We start from the raw sequence: 22137 nt of genomic DNA, 5'->3' as shown, positions 1-22137 counted from the left end.
CATTTGGATGATTAGGCTTTTTGGGCTTTGTAGAGTTGCTTAAAGCGTTCCTGCTGAATTTTGTGATCAACGATCGGGGCGGGATAACCCAATGATCGACGCTCGATCGGGGTGATTTTTCCAGTGAGTAATGATCCCGTATCCAACCGGCGCAACTCAGGAACCCACTGGCGAATATAGTCACCCTCCGCATCAAATTTTTGGGCTTGGCTAGCGGGATTAAAAATGCGTAATGGCTTCGGATCCATGCCACTGGAAGCGCTCCACTGCCAACCGCCATTGTTAGCCGAAAGATCGCCATCGACCAGATTTTGCATAAAGTATTTTTCGCCCCAACGCCAATCAATGATCAAATCTTTGGTTAGGAAACTGGCCACAATCATGCGACAACGGTTGTGCATCCAGCCGGTTTCATTCAGTTGACGCATTGCCGCATCAACGATCGGATAACCCGTTTGGCCATTGCACCAAGCTTCAAAGAGAGCTTCATTGTTCTCCCAAGGAAAAGTTTTGAGGGGCGCACGATAGGCTCCTTCCGCAAGTTCGGGAAAGTGATACATCACATGTTGATAAAACTCGCGCCAGGCTAATTCCTGTTGCCAGGTGCGAATGCTGTTGATGGCTTCTTCGCTGCGGGCATGGTCGAGGGCGCTGGCGCTGGCCTGCCAAATTTCCCGAATCCCGATCGCCCCAAATTTCAAAGCGGCGCTCAGGCCCGATGTGCCCTCTAAGGCGGGGAAGTTGCGATCGGGATCGTAGGCTTCAATGGCGCGTTGGCAGAAGGTTTCCAAGCGCGATCGGGCGGCGGCGGTTCCTGGTTCCAAAATCCAAGGCCCATCCCAGGGATACCCCAATTGGCGAGCGGTGGGCAGCAGGATCGCCTGGGTTTTGGCCCGTTCAGCTTCGGTGAGGGGCAAGAGGCGATCGGGCGTGGGAGCGGGGGCCGCTTTCGATCGGGACTGCCAATTTTTCCAAAAGGGCCCATAGACCGTGTAGGGCGTGCCGGAGCCGGTGCGAATTTCGTCCGGCGCATGGAGCAGTTGATCCCACTGGGTTTGAGCAGCAACGCCCCGCTCCTTCAGGGCAGCCAACAGGGCCCGATCTCGCTGCAAGGCGTAGGGTTCCACATCCCAATTCCAGGCCACGGCCACAGCTCCGAGGCGATCGGCTAAGTTGGGAATTTCCACCGTGGGATCCCCTTTGAGGATCAGGAAATCTCCGCCCCGTTCTTGATAGGTTTGCTGCAATTCTGCCAAGCAACCGATCAGATAAGCCACCCGTGCGGGAGCCACATCATCCCGATCAAGAATTCCAGGATCAAGACAGAAAATACCGACAACTTTGGGCGATCGAGCAACGGCTTGGGCCAGACCTAAATTATCGGAAATTCGCAGGTCTTTTCGATGCCAAAACAGAATTAAGTCAGTCATGATTTCTGCCAATGATTCAGAGTAACGAATTAAGGAATATGGTTTCAGAGTTTGCTCTAGTCCCTGAATCAGACACTAAATAAGCCTGCCAAGAAGGAGCTTAGGGCCTGTCGTCATTTCCTAGGATCGGGCGGAGACAATTAATTTTCCATGTCCCAGGCGTTGTAACAAGGGGCTTAAGCCCCTTGTTCCCCACGATCTACCAACGGCAGAATCAAGGTTTCAGGTGATTTAACGACACGCCCTAAGCCCTTTGTCTATGCCATGGATTTCGTTTTGCCTGTGGTTTAGATCGCGCATTGCGGATCGCACATTGCGGATTGCAAGACTCAGCCGCTGATCTGTACGGAATCACGAAACTTCTGAGGCAATTGGCTTAGTTTGATCCCGCTAGAAATGGCTTGGCTAGAAAATAGCTGGTGACGGTTTTGGCATCGACCATCACCCCCGATCGCACCGTTTCTTCAAACACTTCAGGAGTCATCAACACCACTTCAATATCTTCATCGTCATCCTGTAGCGGTGGTTTTTCTAGCTTGGTCAAATCTGTGGCCAAGAAGGCATAAATTAGCTCATCGGAATAGCCCGGGGCGATCGGGAAATCTCCCAAACAATGCCAAGTGGCGGCCGCATAGCCCGTTTCTTCTTCAATTTCCCGCCGAATGGTTTCCGCCGGATCTTCACCCAATTCCACGGTTCCAGCCGGAAACTCTAACAAGCGCCCTTGCATGGCGAAGCGATATTGCCGCACCAACACCAGTTGCCCATCGTTCGTGACCGGCACGGCCAAGGCCCCGCCGGGATGGCGAATACATTCCCATTCCCCCTCTGCGCCGTTGGGTAACCGCAATTGGGCAACCTCAAAGGCAAACTTACGACCACGATAGGTGAGGCGATCGCGGAGTTTGTGGGCGAGTTCGGTTCCAAGGGGCATAGGACGGATGAATCGTGAGTTAGGCTAGGGGAATGACTGCTGAACAGTCTAGCGTTTGGACGATTTGCGCGATCGCCCGGCCCGTGAGCGGTTCCACCCAGTCGGGGGCAATTTCCGCCAGGGGAACCGCAAAAAATGCTCGATCGCCCAATCCCGGATGGGGCACTTGTAGCCGAGGCGTTTGCATCACCCGATCGCCATAAAGCAACAGATCCAAGTCCAAGGTGCGCGGCCCCCAATGCACTGTCCGCACTCGCCCTGCCTCGTTTTCCAGAGCTTGTAGCCGATCGAGCAAGGCCTCTGGGCTGAGGGCGACCTTCAACAGGGCACAACCATTCAGAAAGTCCGGCTGGGGCGGGCCCATCGGCGGGTTGCGATACCAGCGAGATCGACCCGTGACTTGAATTCCCGGTGTGGCATCCAAAGCCGCCAAGGCCCGCTCAAAGGTGGCGGCCACGTCGCCCAAGTTGCCCCCCAGGGCGATCGCACAGGGGATCGCACAGGATACTGAATGCTTGGGTATTGAATACTTGGGTGTTGAATACGTGGGTATTGAATGCGTTGGCTCCCTCTGTGCCAAATTCATGGAGTCTGCCAAATTCTGCCCCGAAGTCGAATCGCTGTCCTGGGGGCAAGGCAAAGGTTCCATCTGCGGCGTTATTTTTGCCGTGACTGGCGCTGTTAGTGGTGTTGTCGTGGGTACTGTTGTGGGTATTGCTCTTGGTGCTGCCGTCGGTGCTGCCGTCGGCGTTGTCCCATCGTCCGCTGCCCGATCGCCCGTGAATTGCGCCATCGTTTCCGTCATTCGCTGCCTGTTAATTCGCCCTTGATTGGCCCTATGGCCCCCGCCTCGGGCCGTTACCAAACGGTCACCGCCAAACCGCTCCTTAAAATACCGCCGATTCTGAACTTCTCCTCAACTTCTGATGAATCTTCCCCCCGATCCCTCCTGGTTCCATTTGTTGATTCGTTTAGGGCTGGCTCTGTTTGTGGGGGGAGCCATTGGGATCGATCGCCAGTTGCGACACAAGCCCGCCGGAATGCGCACTCATATGCTGGTGAGTTTGGGAGCTGCCCTGTTTGCCATTATTCCGGCGGAAATGGGGGCGAATATTGATGCCATTAGCCGATCGGCCCAAGGTGTGGCCACCGGGGTGGGTTTCTTGGGCGCGGGGGAAATTTTACGCACCAAACGCAGCGAAGAGAAGGTGAAGGGATTGACCTCAGCAGCAGCCATTTGGGTCTCAGCCGGATTGGGGTTCGCGGCGGGCTGCGGCTTGTTAGGAGTGGCCACCCTGGGGGCCCTGATGGCTTTCCTAGTCTTGCGCTTGAATGGGGTGGAGCGGCGTTTAACTCGCAATTTTGATATGAACGCAATTATGGACGATGACTAAACTACAGCAGCTCCCACTTGCCAAAGCCGCCTGGCCCAAGATGGCGAATTTGGTTTATTTAGATTGTCATGCCACGACCCCGATCGATCCCCGAGTGGCGGAGGCCATGTGGCCTTTTTTAACGGACTATTTTGGCAACGCAGGCAGCAACCATGCCTACGGTTGGGCCGCGGCGGCCGCGGTCGATCGATCCCGGGCTACTTTGGCGGCGGCGATCAACGCCAGCCCTGAGGAGATTTTGTTCACCAGCGGTGCAACGGAAGCCAACAATCTGGCCATCAAGGGCGTGGCCGAGGCCTATCTCAACAAAGGGCGGCACTTGATTACGGTGGCCACAGAGCATTCGGCGGTGCTGGATCCCTGTCGCTATTTACAGTCCCTGGGGTTTGAGGTGACGGTTTTGCCGGTCGATCGCCTGGGTTTGTTGGATCTGGAGGCCCTGGCCCAAGCCATGCGGCCGGAAACGGTGCTGGTGTCGGTGATGGTGGCGAATAATGAGATTGGTGTTTTGCAGCCGATCGAGCAAATTGGGGCCCTCTGTCGCGATCGGGGCGTGCTGTTTCACACGGATGCGGCCCAGGCGATCGGGAAAGTGCCCCTTGATGTACAAACCCAGTCGATCGATCTCATGTCCCTGACGGCCCACAAGGTTTATGGGCCCAAGGGCATTGGGGCCCTGTACGTACGGCGGGGCAACTCCCGCGTGGCCTTGGCTCCCCAATTGCACGGCGGCGGCCAGGAACGGGGGCTGCGGGCGGGAACTTTGCCCGTGTCGCAAATTGTTGGGTTTGGCCGGGCGATCGAGCTGGCGATGGAGCACCTGGCCACTGAAGCAGAACAACTGCAAATGCTGCGCGATCGGCTTTGGGAGCGATTGCAAACCTACTTTGCCACCGCGCCGGGTTTGGCCCTGGAACTCAACGGCCACCCCAGCCTCCGCCTGCCGGGTAACTTGAACGTCACGATCGAGGGCTTGCCCAACGGAGCCGTTTTGAAAGCCATTCAGTCGATCGCCGCTGTGTCTTCTGGCTCCGCTTGCCAATCGGAAACCGGCCGCCAATCCCATGTGCTCAAGGCGCTCGGGCAGTCGGCGGGCCCTCTCACCACAACGCTGCGGTTTGGGTTGGGTCGCTTCCATGACTTCGCCACGATCGATCGAGTTGCGACCCGGTTAATTGGGGCGATCGAACAGATTCGCCGCAACGCTGGAACCCTAGCGTGAAGGCTCTTCCACAGACTCAAACCGCATCCCAAATGGGCCACCCTTCGTTTAACTCCCCCGTTAACCATTGACCAGGCCTTGACCAGGCATTAACCAGGCGCTGAGTCAAAAATCTAGCCAGTCCATGACGGTCGGCCACGGTATTTTGCGCTAGGGACAGAATTTCCCCCTCAATTTCCAAAATTTCTGCTACCTTGCGCTGTATCGTGCCAAGGCCGCAATCATCGCTCACCCCGCCCCCGGCTATTCCAAACCGCTGTTCAAAGCCGCTGTTCAAAGCCGTTGTTCAAAATCTCCATGAACAATCCGGTTTTCAGCACCGAGCGATCGGGTTATGCAATCAAGGTGGCATAACCGGCGCGATCGGGTAAAACTGATGGGGAGTTTGCTGAAAGGCGAAGTAGCATTCCCATGCACCCTAAATATTTGCCTCTAAATAACCCATTCAAAATGCTTAGGAGTTGGTCAAATTTCTAATTTTGTCTGAATTTTGCTGTTCTTCATGTCATTTTTCACACCATTGCAGTTTCACCTTCAAAAGCTTTTCTTGAACTAAACGGAATTTCGCTCTATTCATCATTCAATTCTATGGATTTAGAACCCTTAATTTTTAGCAACTGATAACCACCGATACCTATTGCTCACGTCCCCTGACCGCATCAACCCTCAACTTGCCTCGTTCATCGTGAGTCTGTCGGTTAGTTCCGTTGCTCCGCGATGTTTTCTCAACCGCTATTCCTACCCTTCCGGCTCTTCCTGTTGCCCCTATGACTCGGCTGTTTTCTAAACGATCTGGCTCTTCGCGATCCCAAGCCGCCCATGGCTATCGTTCCAGTAAGGTGGGGCAAAACTTCAATCAGCGATCGCGGTTTTCTTGGCGATGGTGGCTGTTGGCGTTGGTGACCTGTGCGGCGGTGTTGGGAGGCAGCTACGCCTGGACGACCAACAATGCTTCGCTGAAAACCGCCTTGGACAATTCCGCCGTGGCCTCTCAATCGGCTCCGCCCCTTTCCCTGGGTGAAGCGCTCGATCGCAGCATTGGTAACTTTCGCCAGCAAGTGACCAGCCAAGAGCAGGAAATTTTGATGGCTCTGGGAAATTTGCCCCAAGCTTTTGTGGGCAAACTGGTGCGGGATCAACGCCTGGCCAGCGGTGAGAAGGTGGTGGCGTTGACCTTTGACGATGGGCCAGCCCCCCGTTACACCGATCAGGTGCTGGACATTTTGAAACAGGAAGACGTGAAGGCCACGTTCTTTGTGATTGGTCGCATGTTCCAAGCCTTCCCGACGATCGGGCAGCGCGTGGCCCGGGAAGGTCATGTGCTCGCGAATCACACCTGGTCCCATGGTTACCATCGCCATGCTCCGGCGGCGGCGGCCCGTGAAATTGACCAAACCGCCGCCATCATCCAAGCCAAAACCGGCCAGGTGGCTCGCCTTTATCGGCCGCCGGGTGGCGTTTTGAACAATGGGATGGATACCTACGCCCAAGGTCGTGGATACGCCACAATTCTGTGGGGCACGGATACGGGCGATTGGCGCAGACCTTCGGCGGCCACCATTGTCGATCGGGTGATGCGGACTATGCACCCGGGCGATATTGTGCTGATGCATGATGGCGGGGGCGATCGACACAACACGGTGGCAGCCTTGCCCATCATCATTCGGCAACTGAAAGCCCAGGGTTACCGCTTCGTCACCATGCCGGAACTCTTGCAACTGCGGGCCCAAGCCAGCCGCTCCGCCAACACCCGAGCCACGGCCAAGCCCCAACCAACAGCGGCCGCAACGCAACCGGCTAGCCCTGGGCCCGGGGCGATCGACCCAACGGTCAACGCTCCCATGAATGCCCCCAATTCCACCATGGATTTACCGCTGTAGGAACCGCTGAAGTCGTTGCTGCTGTGTTCCCCGAATCGGCTGATTTGCCTGGGCCAATTGCCAAATAGAGTCTAGGTTCCCCGAATCGAGTGATTTGCCTGGGCCAATTGCCAAATTAAATTGGCGCGCTATGGTGTATGGAACTTGTGCCGATCCCCGACAATTGCCTTGGGGATCGGTTCACGAGTGCCGCCCTATGCCAGATTTTGGCGCGAGGAGATCCCCTATGGCTAATGTGCAGACTTGCTCGACTTGCGGTGTGCGGATTGAAATGAATCCGCTGGGTGATCGAGTGCTGTTTTCCTATGGCAGCCCAGGCACGAGGGCGCGTCTCTGGAGCCGAGTTTGTAAATTTGTAGCCGATCGGGGAGGTTGCATTAACCAAGATCAAGGGGCGATCGGGGCCACTGAGCCAAGTGATGAATATAATCCGATGCCGGAAGGGTAATCGAGCACGGATATAAAACTGAGAACGGAAGTGGCGGGTCAACCAACGACGATCGAACATGGGACAGAGAAAGTCCATCGGGTACTGCGTTGGGCCCGCCGATGGGGGCAGGGGATCGGCTGATCATCCCCTGCCTTTGGTTTTGGGAGAGCATTTTGAGCATGGGTCAAGATTTGGGCGATCGCGCCGGCCAACTAGGCAGCGGGTTCAAGGTTCACGGGTTCAGAATTCACAGGTTTCACCACTGGCTCAATCCAGACCATTGGCAAAGCTGGTGGCAGGGTTGGTGGCAGACCGATTGGGCCAAGCTGCTGGGTCTGTGGCTGTTGGTGTTGCTGGTCGATCGGGCTTGGTTCGCGATCGACCAATCAGCCCCCGCCTGGGATCAAGCGGAATATCTGACGGCGGCCCTGACCTATGCCGATGCCCTGCGGGATCCCCAGTGGTTGTCTGGTTCCTGGTGGGTGGATTTTTGGCGACTCTCCCCCAAAGTGCCGCCCCTGGTGGCAATCATCACCGTGCCGTTTTTATGGCTGTTTGGCCCCACGGCCGATGCTGCGACGGCGTTGAATTCCGCCTGTTCGCTGCTGTTGCTGGGGTCGGTTTATGCGATCGGGCGGCGATTGTTCGATCGCACCACGGGCTGGTGGGCCGCCCTGCTGTGTAGTGTGATGCCCGGTCTGTGGCGCGTGCGGCTGGACTATCTCACCGAATTCCCCTTGGTGACCGTGGTAACGGCGGCCTTTGCGGCCCTGGTGTTTTGGGCAACGGGGGGCCGATTTGGCCCCTGGCGCGGACGTTTGGCCCATTGGCTGTGGGCGATCGGGCTGGGGCTGTTGTTGGGAGCTGGGCTGCTGACCAAGCAACCGGTGGTTTTCTTCCTGGGGTTGCCCTGGGCGGGATTGCTGGCCGTTGCCCTCTGGCGATCGCGCTGGGAACGGGTCACCCAAGGCCTGTTGGCCCTGGGGATCGCTTGGATCGTAGCGGCTCCTTGGTATCAGGCGAATTGGCTCTTTGTGCTCAGTGGCGGCAAGCGGGCCACGGTGGATTCCGCGATCGTGGAGGGTGACCCGGCCCTCAACACCCTTGATGCTTGGATTTATTACCTGAAGCTTTTTCCGCAACATCTGTCTTGGCCCCTGCTGGGCCTGGCGATCGCGGGGGGCTGTTTGGCCTTTCTGAAATATCAACAACAACTGGCCTGGCCCGATCGGCCCTGGCCCAGTTCACCAGTCCCCAAGGACGATCGCCGGGGGTGGCTCTGGACGTTGGGCTTTTGGCTCGGAGCCTATCTGTTGTGTTCCTTGCTGGTGAACAAAGACTGGCGCTACGTTTTGCCCTATTGGCCCGTGGGGGCGATCGTCTTGGCCCGAGGCTGGCTGGTTTGGGGAGCGCGGGTGCGGTGGAGCCTGTTGGGGCTGACGGTGTTGCTGTCGGTGCTCAGTTGGTTGCCGCCCACGGCCGCCGGGGTGGCTCCCTTGGTTCCCGGGCCGATGCGGGTGGTGCAATGGGGGCCCGCCTTGCCCCATGCCCAAGTGGTGCAGGCCGTGATCGATCGCGCGCCCCATTTGCAATCCACCGTGGGTGTGTTGCCCTCCACCGCCGAACTGAATCAACACAACCTCAATTTCTTTGGAGCCGCCCGAAATTTTCAGGTTTATGGCCGGCAGGTGGGCACTGATCCGCAGGCCGTGGCCCAAGATGCCCGATCGCTCGATTGGTATTTGCTGAAAACTGGTGACCAGGGATCGATGCGCGGCCGACGACGACGAGAAGCCCAAGCGGCCACCAGCCAAACCCTGCGCCAAAGTTCCGAGTTGCAGTTGGTGGAACATTGGCCCGTGGCGGCGGATTCCGAATGGCAACTTTGGCAGCGGCGATCCCCATCGGTGACGGTCACCCCCTTGGCCAATCCGGCTCCCTTGAAGCTCATGGCCCAACTGCCGAAGCGGCTGCCCCCGGGCCAAGTTGCGCCGGTCACCTACCGTTGGCAGGGCCCGGCGGCCCAACTGCAAGGGGGCTTGGCCCTGTTGACCTGGCAGCGGGAACCCACACCCGATCGCCCGGCGGGTCGCACCGGTTGGATTGACGATCGGGCCATTGGTCGCGGCCGATTAATGACCCCTCTTCCCCCGTCCGCCGGCCAGGCCTGGGAGGTTTGGGATCGATCGGCGATGGTCTTACCGCCGGACTTGGCCCCCGGTCGGTATCGTCTTTGGGCGAGTTTGTTGCCCAACGATCCCCAATTGGGCGATCGGGCCCAGCCGATCGCGATTCCCACAGAAGCCACCGTGGTGATTGACCCGGCCGCCCCGGCCCAACCGGCTCCCGAACTGGACGGCGTGGCCCAACTGCGGCTGCTGGGATTGCAATTGAGATCGGGGCGATCGGGCTTGGAATCCGTGTTCAACACCATTGGCCGGATTAACCAATACAATCCCAATCAAACCTACGTGGCCCAAGCGGAACTGACCCTCCGTTATCGCCTCAGTCAACAGCCCGATCGGCTCGGTTGGCGCTATGCCCTCGGCTTGGCCCAAGTGTTGGATCAAAACACCAGCGGCGCGATCGCCACCTTCGAGCAAATCACCCAAGCGGAACCACGCAACCCTTGGGCTCAGGCCTACTTGGCCGTGGTGCGGCTTTATGAATTTCAAACCGATGCCGCCTGGCCCGCCATCCAACAAGCCTTAGCCTTGGCTCCCCGAGTGCCCGAATTCCACTACCTAAAAGCCGTGGCCCATGCCCAACGCTGGGAACTGGGCCGGGCGATCGCGGAGTTGCGAATCGGTCAGTCCCTGGAGCCGGCCGCCACCCAAAGCCACCACCCCCCGATCGGGTTAATCCCGCCCATCAGTAGATCACAACCTGTTGATCATGACCCGTTGATCGCGATCGGTCGCCTTGCCGTACAATAGGATGCTTGCTTATACCCTTTTTTGCCGCCAAGACCCAGCATCTGTTTAGGGCTGTGCAGTCCAGCGGTCTCAAGCATTAGCCCCTGTCGAGTTTCGACAGTCCAACCCTTAGTCAACAAGCAGAAACACCGCAATGGCTAAAAAGTCCATGGTCGAGCGCGAAAAGAAGCGCGATCGCCTGATTGCTAAATATGCCGCCAAGCGTGCCGATCTGAAGGCGCAGTTTGAATCCGCCCAGGATCCGATGGAAAAGCTGGCCCTGCATCGCCAAATTCAGCGCCTGCCCCGCAACAGCGCCCGGAACCGCCACCAAAACCGCTGCTGGTTAACTGGCCGTCCCCGTGGCTACTACCGCGATTTTGGTCTGTGCCGGAATGCTCTGCGCGAAATGGCTCACCAAGGCTTGCTGCCCGGTGTGGTCAAGTCGAGCTGGTAAGCAACGAACTGGCCAGCATCAGCAGTACCATTACCGCACCGTTTTGGGGCTTCTTGCCGAAGTCCATCCCGTTTTCACAAAAGCACGCCGATCCACCCGATCGACGTGCTTTTGGTTTTTGATCAGTCAGAATCAAAATAGCATCAGCCTTTAATTAAGACTGCGATCGCCAATTTCAAATATTTTTTCCTCGGTATAAATCCCCGATCGCCACTGCCGGCCAAATACTTTCAAGCATCACCCGATCGCCCACGCCGAACACCACAACGACTCTATAGGCTGCCATGATCGCCATTCCAAACTACATCAACCCTGACGAATACCTAATCATCGATCGCGATAGTCCCACCCGCCACGAATACCGTCGCGGCCTCGTCTACGCGATGGCAGGCGGCAGCGATGCCCACTCACAGATTGCAATCAAGCTACTGGGTCTGATTGACCGTCATCTAGAAAATACGCCGTGCCGTGTTTACAACGAGGTCAAGGTCAACTACAAAGATGAGTTTTACTATTACCCCGATGCCTTCGTGACCTGCGATCCCCGCGATCGCGCCGACCGCTACATCAAACGCCACCCAAAATTGATCGTCGAAGTCCTATCCCAAAGCACGCGAGTCTTTGATCTGGGTCAAAAGTTCGAGGATTATCGGCAAATCCCAGACCTAGAGGAATACGTTCTCATTGATCAGGATCAGCGCTGGGTGGAATGCCGCCGCCGCCAACCGGACAACACTTGGACAGCGGTGATCTATGGAACAGGGGATCGAATTACGCTTCAAAGTATTAATTTAACCTTCCCCCTTGAGCAACTCTATCGAGGCTTGGATTAACGTTAGTTTAGGTCAGTCCCCAATGACTTTGAATGGGTTGATATTCCCTAAACAAACCTAAACGAAAAACAAACCTAAAGAAGATGTCTGAAAAGCCAAAATTGCTACTCTGTACACCCCAGTGATCGACTTAAACAAGGGGCTTAAGCCCCTTCCATGACTATTGGCGCTTGCTCGTGCCAAAGAATACTTTTTAAACATCCTCTAAACAAAATAGAGGCGGCGTTCGCAGCGCACATCGGCTGGAAGGCAATCCTTGAGGGCAACTTCGGCAATTCGATCGGCGTAGTAAGTGGTAATCGGCAGGCGAATCACTTGGGTGCTGCCGATGTGCATTTCGCTGAGCCAATAGATTTGGGCGGCGATCGTCAGGATGTCCGTTTGGCCATGGCGGCGACGCACCAAAAGGGGCTGGGGACTGGCGTTGGGGGCAACTTTGGCCTGTTTAGCACCGGTTGTGAGGACGATCGCCTCATGATCGTTGTGAACCCAAGCCCAACCTCGATCGGGGTTTTGCCACTGTTCTTGGTTGGTGTTGGGGTCGATCGCCCGCACCGCCGCCCGCGCCAACACATCCTTCACCACTTCCACCACCTCCAATTGCTCCAACCCATGGGGTCGCAATTCGGCTTCTAGGGCTTGCAGGGTAGCTAATTCGCTGTTTTTGACGGTTCCATCGCGATGAATTACCACGTGGCGCAGGGGTTCACCGCTTTGCTCAGTGAATGCACCAAATAAGTCGAGCAAAATATTGCGCAGGCTGGTTTCGCTGAAGGTTTCGCCCCGCTGCATGGAGGCGCTTGACCAGCCGATCGCCTGGCCTTGGCGGTTGACCACAAAGGCAGAAGCCCCGATTGTCCGTTCCTCTTTGCGGCCCAAATCTAGCCCCACAAAAGCTTGGGCAGTTCCCGGCACTTGGTGCAACTGCCAGGGAGCGTAACCCAGTTTTGCCAAAATGCCGAACACCACGTTTTGATCGCGCCCATCATTGTTGATTTGGCGCATGGTTTCGCGCGTCACCATTTGCGAACAGTAACTCTGTTGATTGAGGATTCTTTTTAAGGTGAAGTAGGGGTTAACTTGGGCGTTGTAAATTGGGTCTGCTCCGTTGGGGACAAAAGCAAAAATTAGGTCATCAGCATTCACGGGCAAGTTCTGGCAAACCTGACGTAGGGAGAGGGAATTTTGCGGATCGTAGGGACGTAGATCGCCAGCCCTCGTGAGTGTAATTCCAAATTCTTGGAACCGACTTTTTAAGGCTGACATATACTTTTTCACCTCTGCTTCCCAGGCTTGGGGATACAGCACTTGCGTCCGAATTTCTGCTGGTTTTTGGTGAAGGGCACGTTGCTTCCAACCACGCCAAGCTTCGTCTACGAGGATTGGTCGATCGGGCTGTTGTGGATCTGCTCCAAAGGATAGGTTTCTGGCCATGGAACCAGCGGTCAATTGAGTGAGGCGATCGGGCTGCCAAGGGCTGGGATCAAATTCAATTCGATCACCACAAATAAATTCTCGTTTGTTTAAAAGGTCGATGGTTCTTTGCATCAATTCCTGACGCTTAGCCAGTGGCAAAATGCAATGATTCAGCGATTTACTGGGTAAATCTTCACGGGCATAGATTCGTTTTAATAGTTGCGGTAGATGATGAAGTGGTTGGTAGCGAGGCGGATAGCCCACTGCAACGGCGGGTTGATTGGGATCCAGTTGTGCGGCCAATTCTGGGGCCAGATTTTGCCGATCGCGGTGATAGTCCAATAGGCTTTGGTTGCCTAATTCTGCGAGGGGTTGACCAATGGTGATCGGTGCAACACCCAGAAATTGGCAACTTTTGCCATCGTAAGTATGAATCAGGCGCTGTTTGGGCGGAAACTGCTGCCAATCGAATTGGTCGATTGTGCCAATGGATTGGTATTCATTCCGAAAGTGCAAGGTTAGGAAGAGAAATCTCGTCGAATTTTGCCAAAAATCAAAGGTTAGATATCGTCTCGCTTCGGCAATGATTCGGCCTTGGGGATCCCGAATTTGCATCGGCGGTTCGTTGGAATAAATTCGTTTGCGAGTTTCTTGAACTTTCTTGGCGCTATGGAGATTAATGGTTTTGAAAATGCTGCACAACCGATAATTACAGAGTTGAAACAGCCAGTTCTGATATCTGGGTTCGCTCAGATCGATCGCCTCGCTCTTGAGGATCTCAATTTCCAAAGGTTCTGAGGAGGTTTCGCAAAACTGCCGCAAACAGGCTAATAAGTTCGCGGCCTGTCCCCGGTCTTCGGAAATCAGGGCGAGGCTGGACTGATCGTTGGTCACCCACTGATTGAGCCGAAATTTGCAGAATCTTGCGAGGGAGTAGAGGGTCTCGATCGGGGTGGCACTGCCGATGATTCGCAGTCGATCGCGCCGGGCAGGTACAGCGCCAAGGGGCTTGCGCGATTGAAAGCTGAGTTCTCGAATATCCACAATTGAAGCGGCTATAATGAACGCATGAATTATATCACTTAAAGCATTTTGTTTTAAAGCACCTTGAGATTCATTCAAAGGTCATGATGAAACAATGCAACCCCACGCCCCCGATCGCCATCAAGTCGCCATTAAGTCGTCATCAATAAAATTCAATTAATCCAATTCAATTAGCCTAGATATTCATCTAATCTAATCAACAAGAATCAGCCAAAGTCATTCAAGGTTCATCGATATAAACTAGCCAAAATAAATGAGTAAGTTCAGACCCGGAATAGTTCGGGAGAGCGTCCACAAAAGCAGACCAATATACATTAAGCCCAAAGTCCATTGATACCAAACTACCAGTGAAATTTCGGCGGGTAAATGCTCATCTCGCATCCGCACATCGCTAAACCCAATCCGAAAAAGATTGATGGCGCTGAGGTCGTAATAATTCAGCCAGGCCCAACGCCGGTTCCAAAGGAGAGGCATGAATCGTTCCCGAAAGAAGTGATAGCGCGGCATGAGAGGTAAACGGGCGATCGGGAGTTGCACTTGCCGAATTTCACCATTTTCCACAAAGTAGCTCACATCCATCAGGTCATGGAACCGGCCGCGCCAATAGAGCTTGATCAGCAGGGCGATCGGGACGGGGCCGATCGAGATGGCAATGCTGGCCAGCGTCCACCAAGGTCGATCGCTGGTTTGGAAAATGGTTGCTAAACCCAGGCTGAACAACAGTCCGGCGCTGCCGCCCATCCAGAGGGTTTCGGGCCAGGTGGGCACGATCGGTTGGGGGCGCAACTTGCGAAGCCGATCGACCAACCAAAACCAAAGGGCGAAAAAGGTCATAGCCACCAACCCTACCCCCAACACGAGGCCGGCGCTGGTGCCAGCCCGACTCAGCAAAATCAACAGGTTGGTTCCCAGCCATTGCAGGGCGATCGTGCCCCAGGAGAGGGGGGTGCTGGTGCGATCGGCCGTGACCCGATCGCGCACTTTCACATAGGTTGCCAGGTCAACGCCCTCGATCGACAGCATTTCCGCCACGGTGCGCAGGGGTTGCCGATCGCGGGCTTGGGCGATCGCCTGGGCTTGGGTGGGCGAAAACCCGATCGACACCAACACCGCTGGCTTGGCCGCGTTCAGGTTCACCCCCGTGAGCCGCTGTTGCAGGGTCTTGAGCCGCAATTTAAACAGGGTGTAATCCACTTGGTTGGCATCAGCAATCTGTTCCACCCGCCGAAAGTTCCGCACCAGGGTTCGCAAAACCGTTTCATTGCCCTGCAAAACCGGTACTGACAAAATGCGCCCAATTTCCCCGGGGGAGCCAATTAGTTTTGCTTGGTCGCTGTCAAAGTCCAGCCCGGACACGTTGATATAGGCTCCGGGGGCAAAGCTGGCGCTGGTGAAGTCGGCTTCGTCCAGAATGGTGGCCCCGCGCAGGTTCAGGGGTTTGGCAAACCGCGCATTCCGAAAGGAGCTTTCGCCGTGGAATAGGCTGTCGATCGCATAAAAGGAACTGGCAAAACTGGCCCCATCAAACCGCACTTCGCCTTGCCAGTCGGCTTGGGTGAGGTCGGCGCTGCCATTCCAATGGCTTTTGCTGAAGTTGGCGATCGCCTGAAATTGCGATCGATAAAAATTGGCTCCCCGCTCAAAGGTGCTGGACTGAAAGCTAGCATTTCCGGCAAATTTAGCCCCATCGAACCGCGCTTCGCCCGTGAATAGGCTGTTCCGAAACTGGGCACTTTGGGCCACTAAACCGGAAAAGCGGGCCCCTTGGCTGAAGCGGCTGAGGGAACCCACCAAGGCTCCGCCCAAGCTCAAGCCCCTGGCTTCCACCGGTTCCAAAAAATAGGTGTTGGCTAGGCGCAGTGAACCACTAATTTGCAGACCTTCAAGGACGATCGGGCCGCGAAAGACGGAAATTTGCCAATCCAGGGGGCTACCTTCATCGAGCAACAGCGATCGGGACAATCGGCTGAGGTGCAAGAGTCGCAGTCGATCGCGCCCCAGTTGTTCCTGTTCCGTGGGGGTCAGCAAGGGCGACAGGGCCTTGCCATAGAGCGGCGCACGCAGGCCCAACCGAGCCAAATCCAAATCGCCCTGGATGCTGGATCCGCGCAAGTCGAGGCCCAGGCGTTCCTGTTGCAACTTGCTGGCGACCTGTTGATAAAAGGCTTCCCGAAAGTTGCCATTGTCGCTGCGCAGGTCGATCGCACTCTGGCTGAGGTCGATCGCGGGCTTGCCATCCAACAGTTGGGGATGTTCCAGGCGATCGCGCAAAACCTCCAGGGTCAAGGCCGGGCGATCAACCGAAGCCGCCTGCGCAGGACTGGCTGCCCACAGCCACCCACACCCGATCACCAAAACCCAGCAGATCCCAACCCCCCAGATCCGCCAGCGGTTAAACCATTGCTGAAATCCTATCCCTCGCCCAATTGCCACCCACGCCATATCGCGTCTGCCACTCGTACCACGTCGCGCATTTGCTGAATATCATGCACCCGCACCCAGTCGGCCCCGCCAGCCACACAGGCCGCACAGGCCGCCCCGGTTCCCCAAACCCGCTGCTTCGGATCCGGTTGCTCCAGAATTTTGCCAATGAAGCTCTTGCGGGAGGGGCCCACCAAAAGGGGGTGACCGAGCGATCGCAAGCTGGGCAAATGCCGCAGGAGGGCAAGGTTTTGTTCAGCGGTTTTGGCAAAGCCAATGCCCGGATCGATCGCAATTTGGGCCGCCGGAATCCCCGCCTCGATCGCCGCCGCCACCCGTTCCGCCAAGCTCGATCGCACGGCAATCACCACATCGGGCAAGTGTTGATCAGGCAACTCACCCAACCCACCCTGACCCGCAAAATCACTGTAATCCGTAAGCTGCTGCATGGTTTGGGGTGTGCCACGCAAATGCATCAAAATCACCGGCATACCCAAGGTTGCCACCGTGGGCAGCAGTTCCGGGTCATACAAGCCCCCAGACACATCATTCACCACATCGGCTCCCGCCTCGATCGCCGCGCGGGCCACGATCGCTTTGGTTGTGTCGATCGAAATGGGTAAATCCAACGGCGCAAAGTCCCGCCACCCCCGCCGCAGGGCCGCAATTACCGGCACAACCCGATCGATCTCTTCCTGGGCAGAAACCGGCTGGGCATCGGGGCGCGTCGATTCTCCGCCAATGTCTAACCAATCGGCCCCGTCAGCCGCCAGTTGGTGGGCCTGGGCGATCGCCGTTTCCAGTTGGTCAAACTGCCCCCCATCGCTAAAACTGTCGGGCGTGACATTCAGCACCCCCATCAAATAGGTGCGATCGCCCCAAGTCCAAGGGCGATCGCGCAAAATCCAAGGGGTCAAAGCACAGGAAGACAAGGGCACATCCATAACCAACCGAATGGGTCAAAAAATCATCAAGCCGGAATCCGCCCGGCCCATATCCACCCGGTCAAAACATGCTCAACCTTGACCGCAACCCAACATCAACTGCCCAACAAAAAAGGCAGCGAAGATCGCTACCTTTTACCTTGTGGACTGTTAGTCATCTGGGAGTGGAATGGCTCTCAGATCGGGGTTTTCGGACTTTCGCAAAACAGTTCATGCTGAAGAGTTTTCATGGAAACTGTTTGCAAATCGGAGCGGCGGGATTCGAACCCACGACCCCCACTACCCCAAAGTGGTGCGCTACCAAGCTGCGCTACGCCCCGATAGCCCAGTTACTATAGCATGTTTATTTGATTTGCCAAGGGCCCTGGTTAAATTTCTGTGCCCAAAGTGGCCAAGGCGGTCGATCGAGCTGGCCAGCCCGGGCCAGCGCGTTCTCAGAAATGATGAATTGCCCAGGCCCCAATCGTCGTAACAGGGGGCTTGAGCATCTTGTCCCCTCCGATCTGCCAACGGTGGAATCAGAGTTCCAGGCGATTGGACGACAGGCCCTAGGACTCTTCGGGCTTGAGGGGCTTGTCCCTTGCATCTGGGCCCGGACGACCATTCCGGCTACCCAATTGACGGCGCACATCGTCGATCGCGTCATTCAACTGGGCAATCTTGTCCTCCAGGCCTTGGCGCGCCGTTTCCATGCGGGCTTCACTGCTTTCGCTGGCGGCCAACCGGGGGCGACGGCGGGGACGCGGCGGCAGCTCGGCCCCTTCCCGATCGCCCTTTTCCGTCAGCTCTTCCAGTCCCTCATCGGAGTTGCGCGAGGCCAGGGCAGCCCCCACCAGGCCTCCCACAGCGCCCCCCAACAGGGCCCCCCAAAAAAATCCACTACCAAAACCCTCTCGATTTGCCATAACTCGTCCTGCGTTGAGAATGTTGCTTGTGCTCAGACTTGTACTCAGAAAGTAATGCTGGAAATAATGATCCGGGGAATGGCCTTCATCGCGATCGGCAGGTTGATCAGACCTATCAAACTAATCAAGGCGATCGATGAGACACGGCAGAGACCGATGCTGAAGCGACGAAAACCCCTGAAAAACCCCTGAAAAACCCCCTAAGAAAACCACTCTAGAAGGTTCCAAAGGCGCGATCGCCCGCATCGCCCAACCCAGGCACGATCCAACCGTGATCATTCACGGACTCATCGATCGCCGCCGTGTAAATCACCAAGCCTGGGAATTGCTGATTCAGACGTTGCAAGGCCGGAGGAGCCGCCACGATCGAAATAATCCGAATTTGCTCCGGCGTGAGGCCCCGTTGGGTCAATTCCTTCATGGCCGCCTCGATCGACCCACCCGTTGCCAACATCGGCTCTGAGATCAGCACCCGCGCCTCCGCCGGAAACTGGGCCGGTAACCGATTGAGATAGCAGGATGGCTCCAGGGTTTCTTCATTGCGCACCAAACCCAAGTGATAAACACTGGCCAAGGGCACTACTGGCAAAATCCCTTCCATCAACGCCAACCCTGCTCGCAAAATTGGCACCACAGCCATCGGAGTGGCGGGCGAAATAAACGTTGCCGGACAAGTTCCCAAAGGCGTTTCCACCTCTGCCGTTTCCGTGGGCAACCATTCGCGCACCGCTTCATAGGCCAGCCAACGCCCCAACTCCGTCAGCGCACTGCGAAACAAAGTCGGCGGCGTTTGGGCATCGCGCACCACACCCAGCCAATGCTGAATGAGGGCATGGGGTGGCACGTAAACGCGAAGTTGCAACGGCATGGGAAGAGCGAAGGGAAAGGTTTAAGGAGCCATCAACCCGGCCTGAAGCTGCCGACAACGGCCAAGGGCCGCAATTCGGCGACTGGAAATTTTAGGATGACGGGCAGATTCAGGTTGATTTTACCCGGTTGTTGGGACGGGCTTGCCGGGTACTGGTTGGATTGCGCGAGATCGATACGAGATCGATACAAGCAACACCCAGCAAGGATCGGTGGTGGGGCGATTGCGGGGCGATCGGGGGATGCATGGGGTCAGAAAAGAATTCTAATGAGAATCTCTTGCAAGAGAGTTGACAAAGATTCCTAGTAGCCGCTATTGTATTGAGCGTGTTCTTCTCTCTAGTAAACGGCGGGTGGGGCTAGTCTGCAATTGCGGATTAGTCCTTTTTTTTGGTTATTTTCCGGTTAAGACCGAGACCCGATCGCCCCCATCACTTCAACCCAGCCCGGCGATTCAGGTTCCACCTTGATCGACAAACTCTTGCAATAAATCCTGAAAAACCGTTGGCACACCCCAACCACGATCGACTCCACAATGCCCCAGAGGCAACACCCCGATCGGCCTCCGGTGTTGAATGACCAGAATCCTTGAACGCCCAGCAATTCAGCAGAGCATTCACGTTGGGTAATGGATTGGGTGATTAATCACTTTGGGTAATGGATCGCTTTGGGTGATTGCGTTGAACCTATTGCCCGATCGACCCGAGAAAACCAGCAGCAGCGGCATCTCTGGGCGATCGGGTTGGAGCCGCGCAACGAGAACGCTACACTCAAACATGGCCGCGCCCCTGGGCCTTGCCGTTGCTGTTTCGCCCTTTCCGTCGCCATGACCGCCGTGGATAAGCCCTCGATCGCCCCGACCACCACCGCCCTGCAAACCGATCCCTCACCCCGTGATTGGGATGCGATCATCATTGGTTCCGGCATTGGCGGATTGGTCACGGCCACCCAATTGGCCGCCAAGGGAGCCAAGGTGCTGGTGTTAGAGCGCTACCTCATCCCTGGCGGCAGCGCTGGCTATTTTGAGCGCGAGGGCTACCGCTTCGACGTGGGCGCATCGATGATTTTTGGCTTTGGGCAACAGGGCACAACCAACTTGCTAACCCGCGCTCTGGCAGCGGTGGGCCAAACGATCGAAACCATTCCTGACCCCGTGCAAATTCACTATCACCTTCCCAACCAGTTGGAAGTGAAAGTACATCGGGACTACGAACAGTTTTTGCAGGAATTGGGCGATCGATTCCCCCACGAGCGCCAAGGCATTCGCCAGTTTTATGACGAGTGCTGGACGATCTTTAACTGTCTGAATGCGATGGAGCTGCTGTCGCTCGAAGAACTGCGCTACCTCATGCGGGTCTTTTTCCAAAATCCCTTGGCCTGTTTGGGCTTGGTGAAATATTTACCCCAAAATGTCGGGGCGATCGCCCGACGCTACATCAGCGATCCGGAACTACTGAAATTCATTGATATCGAATGCTACTGCTGGTCAGTGGTTCCGGCGGATCTCACCCCAGCCATCAACGCAGGCATGGTTTTCAGCGATCGCCACTACGGCGGCATTAACTATCCCAAAGGCGGCGTGGGTCAAATTGCCCAAAAGCTGGTGGATGGGCTGGAAACCCACGGCGGCCGAATTCAATACAAAGCACGGGTGACCCAAATTGTGACGGAAGGGGGCCGCGCCGTGGGTGTGAAGCTCGCTTCGGGCGAACTGTTGCGGGCCAAACGGGTGATTTCCAACGCCACCCGCTGGGATACCTTCGGCCAACTGCTCGATCGGGATCAACCCCTGGACGAAAATCGTTGGCAAGAGCGCTATCAAAAATCCCCCAGCTTCCTCAGCGTCCACATGGGTGTGCGCGCCGATGCCCTGCCCGCTGGCACAGACTGCCACCACATCCTAGTCAAGGATTGGGAACAGATGGAAGCCGCCTACGGCACGGTGTTTGTATCAATTCCCACCCTGCTTGATCCAGACTTGGCCCCGCCCAATCACCACATCCTGCATGTGTTTACCCCTTGCTGGATCAGCGATTGGCTCAATCTCAGCCCCGAAGACTACCAAGCTCAAAAGGAACAAAGAGCACAAGAACTGTGCGATCGCCTCGCCCCGATCGTGCCTCAGTTAGACGCGGCGATCGACTACATCGAAATTGGCACTCCGCGCACCCACCGCCGCTTCCTGGGCCGAGTGGATGGTTCCTATGGGCCGATCCCCCGGCGCAAGCTTCCCGGCTTGCTCACCATGCCCTTTAACCGCACCGCCGTTAAAAATCTCTATTGCGTGGGCGACAGCACTTTTCCTGGCCAAGGCCTCAACGCGGTGGCTTTCTCCGGGTTCGCCTGTGCTCACCGAGTGGCGGCCGACCTGGGCTTGGTTTAAAGTCCAAACCCAATCCATTCCCTGGCGCTAATTTGCCCTTGGATTCTCAGTTCCCGATCGCACCCAATTCACAAAGGCTTTAATCGCCGCCGGTTGATTTTGGGGCTGAATAAATTGTGCCAACTGCGAAATTTCCAAAGCGGGAAAAAATGCGCTGCGATCGGCAATTTGGATCTCATCCCCCCGCAGGTTATAGAGCGTTAGTTGCTGGTCTTGCCAAATCAAGGCCTCTGGCACCCCGATCGCCCGATAGATCGCTAATTTGTCTAGCCCACCACTAGTTAAGTTGACCTCCACCGCCAAATCCGGCTGGGCTTTCAGCATACCAACGCAATAGCATTCATCGGGTTCTAAGCCCGCCGCCTTCGATGATTGCCGAAACGTTGTGGAGCCATAGGCATGAAGATCAATTTCCACTTCTTCGGCATAGCGTTCCAGCAATCGGGCGATCGCCTTTTTGATTAATTCATGCTCTGGCGACGGCATAAAAATTTCGAGGATCCCATCCAAATACAACAGCCGTAAGCCCGATTCATCCCCCAAGTGATCAAGCCAATGACTATAGCGCTGCCAACTGATTCCCGGCATCAGCAACCGCTGATCCGATCGTCCAGCCTGGGGCAGAGTAGGTAAATTACCGGCCACTAAAATAGTCATCAGCT

Annotated in this window: 17 protein-coding genes and 1 tRNA gene; 8 read left to right on the top strand and 10 right to left on the bottom strand. The window is 56.2% G+C overall.

Features of this window, described 5'->3' with window-relative positions:
• Positions 1-11 precede the first annotated feature (11 nt).
• The 3 genes from H6G52_RS13720 to folK form a co-directional block, all read right to left on the bottom strand.
• On the bottom strand, positions 12-1430 hold the full coding sequence (locus H6G52_RS13720) for an FAD-binding domain-containing protein (RefSeq protein WP_190529047.1): 1419 nt from the start codon (positions 1428-1430) through the stop codon (positions 12-14).
• A 376-nt stretch (positions 1431-1806) separates the two neighbouring features.
• Positions 1807-2364: an NUDIX hydrolase gene (locus H6G52_RS13715; RefSeq protein WP_190529044.1), complete on the bottom strand. Its 558-nt coding sequence runs from the start codon at positions 2362-2364 to the stop codon at positions 1807-1809.
• Between the two features lie 19 nt (positions 2365-2383).
• Positions 2384-2950: a 2-amino-4-hydroxy-6-hydroxymethyldihydropteridine diphosphokinase gene (folK, locus tag H6G52_RS13710; RefSeq protein WP_190529043.1), complete on the bottom strand. Its 567-nt coding sequence runs from the start codon at positions 2948-2950 to the stop codon at positions 2384-2386.
• A gap of 340 nt (positions 2951-3290) precedes the next feature.
• On the opposite strand from folK, the gene H6G52_RS13705 reads away from it, so the two are divergent.
• From H6G52_RS13705 to H6G52_RS13675, 7 genes are all read left to right on the top strand, one after another.
• Entirely contained in the window at positions 3291-3758 is a 468-nt protein-coding gene (locus H6G52_RS13705) for an MgtC/SapB family protein (protein ID WP_099531692.1), read from the top strand.
• Entirely contained in the window at positions 3751-4980 is a 1230-nt protein-coding gene (locus H6G52_RS13700; protein WP_242026385.1) for a cysteine desulfurase family protein, read from the top strand. Before H6G52_RS13705 ends, H6G52_RS13700 begins: the two co-directional genes overlap by 8 nt.
• A gap of 767 nt (positions 4981-5747) precedes the next feature.
• A complete protein-coding gene (locus H6G52_RS13695; RefSeq protein WP_190529041.1) occupies positions 5748-6860 on the top strand; it encodes a polysaccharide deacetylase family protein in 1113 nt (370 codons plus the stop codon).
• A gap of 226 nt (positions 6861-7086) precedes the next feature.
• Positions 7087-7308 (top strand): hypothetical protein, encoded by a 222-nt coding sequence (locus H6G52_RS13690; protein WP_099531689.1) that lies wholly within the window; start codon positions 7087-7089, stop codon positions 7306-7308.
• Positions 7309-7469: 161 nt separating this feature from the next.
• Entirely contained in the window at positions 7470-10226 is a 2757-nt protein-coding gene (locus tag H6G52_RS13685; RefSeq protein ID WP_190529039.1) for a glycosyltransferase family 39 protein, read from the top strand.
• Positions 10227-10359: 133 nt separating this feature from the next.
• Positions 10360-10662: a 30S ribosomal protein S14 gene (rpsN, locus tag H6G52_RS13680; RefSeq protein WP_099531687.1), complete on the top strand. Its 303-nt coding sequence runs from the start codon at positions 10360-10362 to the stop codon at positions 10660-10662.
• Between the two features lie 284 nt (positions 10663-10946).
• Positions 10947-11495: a Uma2 family endonuclease gene (locus H6G52_RS13675; RefSeq protein ID WP_190529037.1), complete on the top strand. Its 549-nt coding sequence runs from the start codon at positions 10947-10949 to the stop codon at positions 11493-11495.
• Positions 11496-11699: 204 nt separating this feature from the next.
• On the opposite strand, the gene H6G52_RS19135 is transcribed toward H6G52_RS13675, so the two are convergent.
• The 6 genes from H6G52_RS19135 to upp all read right to left on the bottom strand — a co-directional run bounded on the left by H6G52_RS19135 (position 11700) and on the right by upp (position 19093).
• Positions 11700-13955 carry a Piwi domain-containing protein gene (locus H6G52_RS19135; protein ID WP_190529035.1) on the bottom strand — a complete coding sequence of 752 codons (2256 nt, stop codon included), beginning with the start codon at positions 13953-13955 and terminating at the stop codon, positions 11700-11702.
• Positions 13956-14195: 240 nt separating this feature from the next.
• The gene (locus H6G52_RS13665; RefSeq protein WP_370567710.1) at positions 14196-16307 is read right to left on the bottom strand and encodes a pentapeptide repeat-containing protein; all 2112 of its coding nucleotides are present in this window, start codon (positions 16305-16307) and stop codon (positions 14196-14198) included.
• A 59-nt stretch (positions 16308-16366) separates the two neighbouring features.
• A complete protein-coding gene (gene folP / locus H6G52_RS13660; protein ID WP_190529031.1) occupies positions 16367-17320 on the bottom strand; it encodes a dihydropteroate synthase in 954 nt (317 codons plus the stop codon).
• Between the two features lie 246 nt (positions 17321-17566).
• Positions 17567-17640, bottom strand: a tRNA-Pro gene (locus tag H6G52_RS13655).
• Positions 17641-17868: 228 nt separating this feature from the next.
• On the bottom strand, positions 17869-18225 hold the full coding sequence (locus H6G52_RS13650) for a hypothetical protein (RefSeq protein ID WP_190354001.1): 357 nt from the start codon (positions 18223-18225) through the stop codon (positions 17869-17871).
• A 214-nt stretch (positions 18226-18439) separates the two neighbouring features.
• The gene (gene upp, locus H6G52_RS13645; protein ID WP_099535149.1) at positions 18440-19093 is read right to left on the bottom strand and encodes a uracil phosphoribosyltransferase; all 654 of its coding nucleotides are present in this window, start codon (positions 19091-19093) and stop codon (positions 18440-18442) included.
• An 825-nt stretch (positions 19094-19918) separates the two neighbouring features.
• On the opposite strand from upp, the gene crtH reads away from it, so the two are divergent.
• Entirely contained in the window at positions 19919-21475 is a 1557-nt protein-coding gene (crtH, locus tag H6G52_RS13640) for a carotenoid isomerase (protein ID WP_190529113.1), read from the top strand.
• A 27-nt stretch (positions 21476-21502) separates the two neighbouring features.
• Here the strand turns inward: crtH and H6G52_RS13635 are convergent, their stop codons facing one another.
• Complete coding sequence (locus tag H6G52_RS13635) at positions 21503-22132, bottom strand: Uma2 family endonuclease (protein WP_190529029.1); 630 nt, start codon at positions 22130-22132, stop codon at positions 21503-21505.
• Positions 22133-22137 lie beyond the last annotated feature (5 nt).

Source organism: Limnothrix sp. FACHB-881, assembly GCF_014698135.1.
Classification (GTDB): Bacteria; Cyanobacteriota; Cyanobacteriia; order CACIAM-69d; family CACIAM-69d; genus CACIAM-69d.
Note: the sequence above shows the minus strand (reverse complement) of the source record. Positions and strands in the feature narration are given on the sequence as shown.